The 10,747-nt window shown below is 75.3% G+C and carries 6 protein-coding genes and 2 pseudogenes; all 8 read right to left on the bottom strand.

Features of this window, described 5'->3' with window-relative positions:
• Positions 1-1,012, bottom strand: a pseudogene (locus tag V7E45_RS34645) (PP2C family protein-serine/threonine phosphatase); the annotation flags it as partial.
• Positions 1,013-1,278: 266 nt separating this feature from the next.
• Positions 1,279-1,506: pseudogene (locus V7E45_RS34640) on the bottom strand (IclR family transcriptional regulator domain-containing protein); the annotation flags it as partial.
• The gene (locus tag V7E45_RS34635; protein WP_333778218.1) at positions 1,505-2,698 is read right to left on the bottom strand and encodes a sensor histidine kinase; all 1,194 of its coding nucleotides are present in this window, start codon (positions 2,696-2,698) and stop codon (positions 1,505-1,507) included. The gene V7E45_RS34635 and the pseudogene V7E45_RS34640, both read right to left, overlap by 2 nt.
• A complete protein-coding gene (locus V7E45_RS34630; RefSeq protein WP_333778217.1) occupies positions 2,695-4,584 on the bottom strand; it encodes a sodium/solute symporter in 1,890 nt (629 codons plus the stop codon). Before V7E45_RS34630 ends, V7E45_RS34635 begins: the two co-directional genes overlap by 4 nt.
• Positions 4,581-4,952, bottom strand: a complete 372-nt coding sequence (locus V7E45_RS34625; protein WP_333778216.1) for a hypothetical protein — start codon at positions 4,950-4,952, stop codon at positions 4,581-4,583. Before V7E45_RS34625 ends, V7E45_RS34630 begins: the two co-directional genes overlap by 4 nt.
• Before the next feature lie 117 nt (positions 4,953-5,069).
• Positions 5,070-5,828 (bottom strand): LytR/AlgR family response regulator transcription factor, encoded by a 759-nt coding sequence (locus tag V7E45_RS34620; RefSeq protein WP_333778215.1) that lies wholly within the window; start codon positions 5,826-5,828, stop codon positions 5,070-5,072.
• 95 nt (positions 5,829-5,923) lie between these two features.
• Entirely contained in the window at positions 5,924-8,302 is a 2,379-nt protein-coding gene (locus V7E45_RS34615) for a glycoside hydrolase family 65 protein (protein WP_333778214.1), read from the bottom strand.
• A gap of 43 nt (positions 8,303-8,345) precedes the next feature.
• Positions 8,346-10,661: a xanthine dehydrogenase family protein molybdopterin-binding subunit gene (locus V7E45_RS34610; RefSeq protein ID WP_333778219.1), complete on the bottom strand. Its 2,316-nt coding sequence runs from the start codon at positions 10,659-10,661 to the stop codon at positions 8,346-8,348.
• Positions 10,662-10,747 lie beyond the last annotated feature (86 nt).

Genomic DNA, 10,747 nt, shown 5'->3' with positions numbered 1-10,747 from the left:
GTGTCGGGGGTCGTTCGTCTGCGGAGCAGGAGGAGGGCCGCGTCGTCGTGGAGGCGGCCGCCCACGTGGGTCAGCAGTTCGTCGTGGAGGGCGGTGAGGGTGCGGGCCGGTTCCTCGCAGACGTGGCGGGCCACGCCCTCAGCGAGCGGATAGAACTCGCGGGCGTGGTCGCGGGCCTCGGTGACCCCGTCGGTGTAGAGCAGCAGCTGGTCGCCGTCGGCGAAGGGCAGGCGCTGGAGGCGGGGCGCCTCGCCGGAGAGGGCGCGCAGACCGAGCGGCGGCGCGGGACGGGTGGGCTCCACCGGCGCCCCCTCCCGGGACGCGGATATCAGCAGCGGCGGCGCGTGCCCGCAGTTGACGACCTCCAGCCGGCCCGGCCGCGGGTATCCGGCGACCACGGCGGTGACGAAGTCGTCGGGGCCGAGGTTGCGCGCCAGGCTCCGTTCGATCCGGCCGACGACCGCCAGGAGGTCGGGCTCGTCGTAGGCGGCCTCGCGGAAGACGCCGAGCGGCTCGCGGCGGTCCCGACGGCGGGCAGCCCCTTGCCGCGTACGTCGCCCACGATGAGCCGCACCCCGTGCGGGGTGGACACCAGGGCGTAGAGGTCCCCGCCGATCCGGGCCTCCGCCGCCGCCGCGCTGTAACGCACGGCCACCTGGAACGGGCCGACCGTCTCGGGGACAGGCTTCAGGAGGGCGTGCTGGGCCGCCTCCGCGACCGAGCGGACCGCGGCGAGGACCCGTTCCCGGCGTCCGCGCAGTGCGCTGGCCAGGCCGCTGGCCGCGGTGACCGCCAGCAGGGCGGCCAGCACGGCCGCCAGCTCATGACCGGGCACCTCGTCCCAAAGCCCCTGCGCCGCGCCCAGCACCCCGGCCAGCAGACCGACGCACAGCACCCCGCGCGGCCCGTTGGTGGTGGCCGCCAGCGCGGGTCCGGCCGCCAGCAGCGGCAGCCAGACCATCCCCGCGCCTCCGACCAAGCCGACCAGCACGACGACGGCCACGACCAGCACCGGCAGGACCGGCAGGACGGGCAGCACCGGCGCACCGACGGCGAGCTGCCCGGCGGCACGCCGGTGGGCCGTCGACCAGTGGGCCGCCGCCGACCGGTGGCCGGTCCACCGGCGTCCGGACGACCGCGCCGGCCCGTGCTCGCTGCGATGGTGTCGGGCCTGGCTCATGTCTCGTCCGCAGTCCTCACCTGTACGGGGCACATACCCGGAATGACCGTTTCATCAAGGAAACCGGGCTGGGCCGGGCGCCCACAAGGCGCGGAATTTCAGATAGTGAGCGACAGCCCCCGGGTCACCCGGCCGGCGGTCGGCAGCAGCCGGGCCCGGATGTCCTGGAGCCGGGCGTTGCGCTCCACCGGCAGCGAGACGCCGAGCGAGCCGATCATGTCCCCGTAGTAGACGGGCACGGCGACGCACACCGTGCCGAGCGTGTACTCCTCGATGTCGGTCACCGCCGGCGCCAGCGGGGCGTCCTCGATCCTGCGGAGCAGTTCACGGGACGATGCCGGGACGGAACTTGGGAATCCGTACGGTGATCTTCGTGCCGGCTCCGACCCCGGTCTCGATGACGAGGCCGTGATCGTCGCCGTACACCTGGCGCAGGCGCATGTCCACGTTGCTGAGGCCGATCCCCGCGTGGGGGTCGCCCCGGCCGCGCAGGAGGTCGCGCAGCCGCTGCGGGTCCATGCCGACGCCGTTGTCCTCGATGACGACCCGGGCCTCCGTCCCCTCGTCCTCGGCGACGATCGTGATGCGGCCGCGGTCCACGGACTCCTCGAGGCCGTGCTTGAGGGCGTTCTCGACGAGGGGTTGCAGGCAGAGGAAGGGGAGGGTGACCGGCAGCACCTCGGGGGCGATGCGCAGGGTGACTTCGAGGCGGCGGCCGAAGCGGGCGCGGGCGAGTTCGAGGTACTGCTCGATCGAGCGCAGCTCCTCGGCGAGGGTGGTGAAGTCGCCGCCCCGGCGGAAGGAGTAGCGGGTGAAGTCGGCGAACTCCAGCAGCAGTTCGCGGGCGCGTTCGGGGTCGGTGCGGACGAACGAGGCGATGCTCGCGAGCGAGTTGTAGACGAAGTGCGGGGAGATCTGGGCGCGCAGGGCGCGTATCTCGGCCTCGATCACGCCGGAGCGGGCCCGGTCGAGTTCGGCGAGTTCGAGCTGTACGGAGACCCAGCGGGCCACCTCGGCGGCGGCCCTGACCATGACGGCGGACTCCGCGTCGCCGAACGCGGCGAGTGTGCCGGGGGCGCGGCCGTCGACGCCGAGCGGCGCCAGGACGCCCCAGCGGACCGGGCAGGTGTCGTTGCCGCAGGACAGCGCGAAGGTCTGGGTGCGTCCGGTGCGCAGTACGTGGGCGAGCTCGGCCTCGGCCTCGGCGCGGTGGTGGTCGCCGACGCCGTCCCAGGCGAGCACGGACTCCTCGTCCGTGAGGGCGAGGGCGACCGTGCCGAGCAGGGGGCGCAGCCGCCGGGCCGCCTTGCGGGCGGTGTCGGGGGTGAGGCCGGCGCGCAGCGGCGGTGCCGCGAGCGAGGCCGTGTGCAGGGTGTGGAAGGTGGCCCGTTCGACCGGAGTGCCGGGACCGGCCGGGTTCTCGTGCTGCCGACGGGCGCCCGCATGGCCGAGTACGGCCCCGAGGGCGAACAGCGCGAGCGCGGCGAGCGCCAGCACGACGGTGCCGAGCGCGCTCATACGACGGGCTCCGGGCCGGGTTCGTGCGCGTCGGGGTCGCGCGGGTCGGAGTGGTGCGGGCAGGTGCCCTGGGGGTCGGGGCCGCGCCGACCGCTTCCGTGCGGGCCGGGGTCGCGGGGGTGCCGCTCGGCCGCCTTCCTCCCGGAGCCGCGCCGTTCGGTCTCCCTCCCTCCTCCCCCGCCTGTCGCCTCCGGCAGGTGCAGGCGGGCCATCGTGGTGGCCGCGCTCGCGGGGGTGCGGTCGCGGGTGGCCAGGGAGGTCAGGACCATCGCGGCGAAGCCGACCGGGACGGACCAGACGGCGGGCCAGGCCAGCAGGGTGTGCAGCAGGCCGGAGCGCGCGCCGCCGGCGATGGTCACCGTGACGGCGGTGAGCGCCGAACCGCCGCCGAGGAGCAGTCCGGCGCTCGCGCCGGGCGGGGTGAGTCCGCGCCACCAGATGCCGAGGACGAGCAGCGGGCAGAACGAGGAGGCGGACACGGCGAAGGCGAGGCCGACCGCGTCGGCCACGGGCAGGTCGCTGACGAGGGTGTTGGCGGCGGTGGGCACCGCGATCGCCGGCAGGGTCGCGAGCCGGTAGTGCCGGATGCCGAGGGCCGGCAGCACGTCCTGGGCGAGCACGCCGGCCACCGACATGGTGAGCCCGGAGACGGTGGACAGGAACGCCGCGCAGGCGCCGCCCGCGACGAGCGCCCCGAGCAGGTCACCGCCGACCCCGCCGATCAGCCGCTGGGGCAGGACCAGGACCGCTGCGTCGGCGTCGCCGGTCAGCAGCAGGTCGGGCGCGTAGAGCCGGCCGAGCACGCCGTAGAGCGGGATCAGCAGGTAGAACGCGCCGAGCAGGCCGAGCACGGCGACGGTGGTGCGGCGGGCGGCGCGGCCGTCGGGGTTGGTGTAGAAGCGGACGACGACGTGCGGCAGGCCCATGGTGCCGAGGAAGGTGGCGAGGATGAGGCCGTACGTGGCGTAGAGGCCGTGCTGTTCGCGGCCGGCCGCCAGCGGGTTCGCCCAGCCGGACGCGGCGGCGCGGCCGCCCCCGGCGTGGGGCAGCGGGACGCGGGCGCCGGGCGGGAAGCGCAGGGTGGTGGCGGGGCCGATCCGGTGCGGGCCCGTGTCGAGGGTGAGCGGGCGGCCGCGCAGGGTTCGCCCGTCGACGGTTCCGGTCACCGTGATCCGCACCGGCTCCTGGACGGTGAGGCGCAGCGTGGCGTCGGTGCGCACCTCGGTGGAGCGCTGGAAGACGGGGCGTTCGTCCCAGGCCGGGGCGGGCGCGTGGTCCGCGCGCCAGGCGAGCAGCAGGAACACGGCGGGCACCAGCAGCGCGGTGAGCTTCAGCCAGTACTGGAAGGCCTGGACGAAGGTGATGCTGCGCATGCCTCCGGAGGCCACGGCCACCGTCACCACGGCGGCCACGACCAGACCGCCGGACCAGCCGGGCGCGCCGGTGAGCAGCCGCAGCGTCAGTCCCGCGCCGCGCAGTTGGGGCAGCAGGTAGAGCCAGCCGACGCCGACCACGAGCACGCTCGCGATCCGGCGGACGGCCCGGGACTCCAGCCGTGCCTCGGCGAAGTCCGGGAGGGTGTAGGCGCCGGAGCGGCGCAGCGGGGCCGCGACGAAGGCGAGCAGGACCAGGAAGCCGGCGGTGTAGCCGATGGGGAACCACAGCATGTCCGCGCCGTGCGCGAGGACGAGTCCGGCGACGCCGAGGAAGGACGCGGCGGAGAGGTACTCGCCGCTGACGGCGAACGCGTTGAGGCGGGGCGGCACGCTGCGGGAGGCGACGTAGAAGTCGGAGGTGGTGCGCGAGACGCGCAGGCCCAGCGCGCCGACGAGCACCGTGACCAGGACCACGGCCGACACACCGGCGACTGCGTACGTCTGGTTCAACGCCCGGTCACGTCGCCCTCGTTGCGCTCGGCGCGGCGGACGTACCAGATTCCGGCGGCCAGCAGGGCCGGGTACGGGGCGACGCCCAGCGCGAGCCAGACGGCGAGCGGGGCGTCCGGCCGGGTGCCGGCCGGGCCGAGCAGCCGCAGCGTCAGGGGAAGCAGGCCGAGCGAGAGCGCGAGCAGGGCCGTCGTCGTGAGCGCCGCGCGCATCTGACGGCGCATCAGTGTCGTGACGGCGGAGTCGGCGGCCGGGGCCTGGTCGGTCCGCTCGGGCCTGGCCGCCGGGCGGGACCGTGGGCGGGCGGCTCGTTCGGTGCGGGGCCGCGCGGTGACCACCTCTCTGCGAGGGACGGATTCCGCACCCATGACGCACTCCCCGACGCCGCGGTGATCACCTGTGTTGCCGCGAGTGTACGCAGCGTGCCATCGGTGAGGTAGCCGATGGACGAGGTTCGGCACACGCCCACGGCGGGTGGGGCGGGTTCAGCGCGCGCCCTGGGCGTGCCGGGCCAGCAGGTCGCGCAGGTCCCGGGCGTTGCGCCGGCTGACGGCGAGGACCCGGTCGCCGATCCTGACGCTCAGGTTGCCGCCCTCCAGGCGGAGTTCCTCGATCCGGCCGAGGGCCACCAGGCGGCTGCGGTGGATGCGCACGAAGCCGCGGGAGCGCCACTGCTCCTCCAGCGTGGACAGCGGGACCCGCACCAGATGGCTGCCGCGCGGGGTGTGCAGCCGGGCGTAGTCGCCCTGGGCCTCGACATAGGCGATGTCGGCGATGGGCACGAACCGGGTCACCCCGCCCAGTTCCACGGGTACCTGGTCGACGAGGCCGGCGGCCGGCCCCTGCCCGGCCCGGCTCAGTTCGGCGACGCGCCGTACGGCCTCCGCGAAGCGCTCCTCGCGCAGGGGCTTGAGGAGGTAGTCCACGGCCTTGAGGTCGAACGCCCGGAGGGCGAAGTCCTCGTGAGCGGTGACGAAGACGATCGGTGGCGGGGCGGCGAACCCGCCCAGCAGGGCGGCGAGTTCGAGGCCGCTCAGCCCGGGCATGTTGATGTCGAGGAAGACGACGTCGACGGCCTCGGGCGTGTCCGGTCCGGCCCGCAGGGCCCGTTCCAGCAGGCGCAGCGCCTCCCGGGCGTCCAGGGCGGGCAGGACGGTGCCGATCCTGGGGTCCTCGCCCAGGAGGTAGAGCAGTTCCTCCAGCGCGGGTTCCTCGTCGTCCACCGCGAGTGCGCGCAACGCCACCGGGACCTCCTCGTCTCCGCCTCCGTGACGACACCGCCAGGCCGTGCCCCCGGCAGCATCCTCGGCCCCGGGGCCGCCGCCGTCGAGCCCCCCGCTCAGTCCGGGAGCCGCATCCGCACTCTCTCCCCGGGCCCGACGCGCACCACCCGGTCCGGCAGCCGGAAGTCGATGGGGGCGCGGCCGGAGCAGGACGGCATGGTGGCCTCCAGGAGGCCGGACCGCAGGCGCAGTTCGACGCCCCAGTGGCCCCGGTAGCGCAACGAGAAGCCGTAGGAGGAGAGTTCCGGCAGGTGGACGGGGTCGAGCCAGAGTTCGCCCTCGCGGGTCTCCAGGCCGGTCAGGCAGCGCTGGACGAGGTCGAGGGTGCCGGCCATGGCGCCGAGGTGGATGCCCTCGCCGGTGGTGCCGCCCTGCACGTCGGCGATGTCGCCGCGCAGGGCCTCCTGGACGAAGCCCCAGGCGTCGGTGCGGCGGGCGCGGGCCAGGATCCAGCCGTGGACCAGGCCGCTGAGGGTGGAGCCGTGCGAGGTGCGGTGCAGGTAGTGGTCGACCGTCGCGGACCAGGTGTCGTCGTCGAGGCGGTGTCCCAACCGGGTGAACAGGGACCGCAGTTCGTTCGGTGCGAACAGGTAGCCGAGCATCAGGACGTCGGCCTGTTTGGACGCCTTGTAGCGGTTGACGGTGTCGCCCTCCGCCTCCAGGATCCGGTCGAGGCGCCGGATGTCGCCGTACCGGGCGCGGTAGCCGGGCCAGTCCAGCTCGGCGAGGTCGCCGTAGCCGTCGAACTGGCTGATCACTCCGTCGTGGAAGGGCACGTGCAGGGTGCGGGAGACCTCCTCCCAGCGGGCGGACTCGTCCTCGTCGAGGCCGATCTGCTCGCTGAGTTCGCGGCGGCGCGGCTCGGGCAGGAGGCGCAGCAGGTCCAGGGCGCGGGCGAGCACCCAGGCGGCGGTGACGTTGGTGTAGGCGTTGTCGTCCAGGCCGGCCCGGTCCGCGTCGGGATAGGCGTCGTGGTACTCGTCCGGGCCGACGACGCCGCGGATGCGGTGCCGGCCCAGGTGCTCGTCGTAGACGGCCGAGTCGGCCCAGAAGCGGGCGATCAGCAGCAGCATCTCGGCGCCCTCGGTGTGCAGGAAGCCGGTGTCGCCGGTGGCCTCGCAGTACTGCCACACGTTGTACGCCACCGCCGAGCCGACGTGCCGTTGCAGCCGCGAGTGGTCGGGCAACCAGCGCCCCGAGCGGGGGTTGAGGTGCAGTTGCTGGGTCTCCTCGCGGCCGTCGCTGCCGCTCTGCCACGGGTACAGGGCGCCGCGCAGGCCGGCCTCGCGGGCGGCGTGGCGGGCCGCGTCCAGGCGGCGGTAGCGGTAGTGCAGCAGGGCGCGCGAGACCTCGGGCAGATGGAGGTTGAGGTAGGGCAGCACGAACAGCTCGTCCCAGAAGACGTGCCCGCGGTACGCCTCGCCGTGCAGTCCGCGCGCGGGCACGCCGACGTCGAGGTCGGCCGTGTGCGGGGAGAGGGTCTGCAGCACGTGGAACCGGTGCAGGCGCAGGATGCGGCCGGGGTCGCCGGGGACGTCGAGTTCGGCCCGTCGCCACAGCTGTTCCCAGGCCGTGGCGTGCGAGGCGAGCAGGTCGTCGAAGGCGGGCGCGGCGGCGGCCCGGTCGACCGCGGCGCGCAGCGGGTCGCTGATGGCGGGGTCGTGCGAGGTGTGCAGGGCGACGGTCTTGTCGAGGGTGACCGTGCGGCCTGGGGCCAGGGACAGCCGCAGGTGCTGGACGGCCCGGCGGGCCTCGTGGGCGTCGGCCACCGGGGCGCCGGCCGCGGTGAGCCGGGCGGCGAGCCCGACGACGATGCCGGAGGTGCGGGTGCGGCAGCGCAGCCATGCGGTGCCGCCGGGTGTGTCGCTGCCCGTCTCCACATGGATGAGGTGCCGGCCGTCGAGGTCCTGGTAGCGGGTCACCCCGGAGTTGGTGACGCCGCCGTCGAGCGCAGCCTCGACGTCGAGTTCGACGTTGCCGCCCTCGGCGGTGAGGTCGGTGCGCAGGGCGGCGAGGCTGGGGTCGGCCATGTGGACGAGGCGGAGCTGACGGACGAGGAGGGTGACGCCGTCGCCGAGCCGATAGCGGGTCCGGCGCTCCAGGACGCCCGGGTCCAGGTGGAGGGCGAGGTGGTGCTCGGCCGGCGGGACGGAGTCGGGGGTGAGCCAGTCCCCCGCGGCGGGGCGGAAGCGCAGCGGCAGCCAGTTCGGGAGGTTGACCATGTCCTCGTTCTCGACCGGGCGCCCGGCGACGTCGGAGGTGAGCCGGTTGTAGCAGCCGGCCGCGTAGGTGCCGGGGTAGTGCACGGCGTCGGCGGCGCACTCGGGCAGGGCGCCGCGGGTGGCGAAGCGGCCGTTGCCGACGGTGCACAGGGATTCGCGCAGGCGTTCCTCGCCGGGGTCGTAGCCGTCGTACTCCCACAGCAGTCCGGTCACCGCGCCGGGTCCCCTTCCCGCCTCTCGGGTCCTCGTCGGTCCGTCACCGCTCGGACAGCAGGCCGGTGAGGATCCGGTCCGGGGTGAGCGGCAGCTCGCGGAAGCGGATCCCGGTGGCGTGGTGGACGGCGTTGCCGACGGCGGCCGCGGTGCCGACGATGCCGATCTCGCCGACGCCCTTGCTGCCCATGGGGTTGAGGTGCGGGTCGTCCTCCTCGATCCAGGCGGCCTCGATGTCGGGCACGTCGGCGTTGGCGGGCACGTGGTAGGAGGCGAGGTCGGTCTCCGGGAAGTCGCCGAAGGCGGTGTCCATGGTGCTGCCCTCGGTGAGCGCCATGCCCAGGCCCATGGTCATGGCGCCGACGAACTGGGAGCGCGCGGTGCGGGCGTTGAGGATGCGTCCGGCCGCGTAGACGCCGAGCAGCCGGCGGACCCGGATCTCGCCGGTGACGCTGTCGACGGCCACCTCGGCGAAGTGGGCGCCGAAGGCGTGCCGGGAGTAGGGGCTGTCGGCGTCGGCCCGGCCCGCGGTGTCGGCGCGGGCCGTCAGGCCCTTGGCGGGCAGCGGGCCGCTGTGGCCGGCGAGGCGGGACGCGAGCCGGGTGCACGCCTCGTGCACGGCCCAGCCCCAGGAGGCGGTGCCGGACGAGCCGCCCGCCAGCGGGGCCGGGGGCAGGTCGCTGCGGCCCACCTCGGTACGCACCCGGTCCAGCGGCACGCCGAGCGCGTCGGCGGCGACCTGGGCCAGCACGGTACGGGCACCGGTGCCGATGTCGGCCGCGTTCAGGCGGACGACGAAGGTGCCGTCCGGCAGCGCCTGCGCACTGGCGGTGGAGGCGCCGATCTGGAACGGGTAGGTCGCCGCGGCCACACCGGTGCCGAGGAGCAGCGGGCCCTCGGCGCGGGCGGCCGGGCGCGGGTCGCGGGTCTCCCAGCCGAAGCGGCGGGCGCCCTCGCGCAGGCAGGCGACGACGTTCCGGCTGCTGAACGGCTGTCCGCCGGCGGGCTCGTGGTCCGGTTCGTTGCGGATGCGCAGCTCCACCGGGTCGATGCCGAGCGCGCCGGCGAGTTCGTCCATGGCGGATTCCAGCGCGTACATGCCGGGCGCCTCACCGGGGGCGCGCATCCAGGACGGGGTGGGCACGTCCAGCGGCACCACGCGGTGGGAGCTGCGCAGGTGCTCGGTGGCGTACATGACACGCGCGGGCAGCCCGGCGTACTCCACGAACTCCTTGACGCGGGAGGTCTGCGTGGTCACCTCGTGCAGCAGGGTGGTGAGGTGGCCGTCCGCCGTGGCGCCGAGCCGCAGCCGGTTCAGGGTGGGCGCGCGGTGGCCGACGACGGTCGGCAGCTGGCGGCGGGGGTAGGCCAGGGTGACGGGCCGGCCGGTGCGGCGCGCGGCCATGGCCGCGAGGACGACGTCGGGCCGCGGGGTGCCCTTGGAGCCGAAGCCGCCGCCGACGTGCTCGCCGACGACCGTGATCCGGTCCTCGGGCAGCGCGAACAGCTCGGCGAGTACGGAGCGGACGGTCGTGCCGCCCTGGGTGGAGGTGTACACCGTGAGCCGGTCGCCGTCCCAGACGGCGGTGGTCGCGTGCGGCTCCATGGGGTGGTTGTGCAGGGGCGGGACCCGGTAGTCGACGTCCACGCGGACACCGGCCGCCGCGAACGCGCCCTCCGGATCGCCGAGTTCGAACCGGCCCGGCTCTCCGCCGGCCTTCTCCGGCTCGTAGGCGTCCGGGTGGTCGGGGCGGAGCCGGACGTCGTGGTCCTCGGTGGCGTAGGTGACGCGGACCGCCCGGGCGGCGGCGCGGGCCGTCTCCAGGGTCTCGGCGACGACCAGGGCGACGCACCAGCCGCGGTGCGGCACCCGGGGGTTCTGCAGCACGGCGAGGGTGCCGTCGTCCGACGGGCGGAGGCGGGGCGCGTCATCCGGGGTGAGGACGGCGAGGACACCGGGCAGGACGAGGGCGGCCGTGGTGTCCACGCCGGTGACCCGGCCCCGGGCCACGGCGGCGGGCACGGGCCAGGCGTGGGCCCGGCCGGGCAGCGGGTGCTCGGCCGCGTAGCGGGCGGCCCCGGTGACCTTCAGCAGCCCTTCGCGCCGCGGGGCGGGAGCGCCCAGCGCTCCGCTCGGGCCGCCGCCCGAGCCGGCAGCGGCGGTGCGGTCGTCGTCCTGGGGCGTGTCCGGGTGCGTGTCCGGGTGGGTGTCCGGGGGCGCGTCCCGTCGTACGCCCGGCTGTGTGTCCGCGGGCGTGTCCCGCCCGGCCGGACCTTCGGGGTCGTCCCGGGACGGCTCGGTGTACGACAGGCCGCCACCTTCGGCGGGGACGTCGGCCGGCAGCCCGGAGCGCGCCATCGGGTCGTCCCGCGGGTCCATGGGCGGGTCCACGGGGTGGTCCCCGGGCAGGCTCGGGCGGGGGTTCTCCTGAGGCGGGCCGATGG

Origin of the sequence: Streptomyces sp. IBSBF 3136 (genome assembly GCF_036815105.1) — a bacterium.
Taxonomy (GTDB): Bacteria; Actinomycetota; Actinomycetes; order Streptomycetales; family Streptomycetaceae; genus Streptomyces.
The sequence above is the reverse complement of the archived record's forward strand: the minus strand, read 5'-3'. Positions and strand labels throughout refer to the sequence as shown.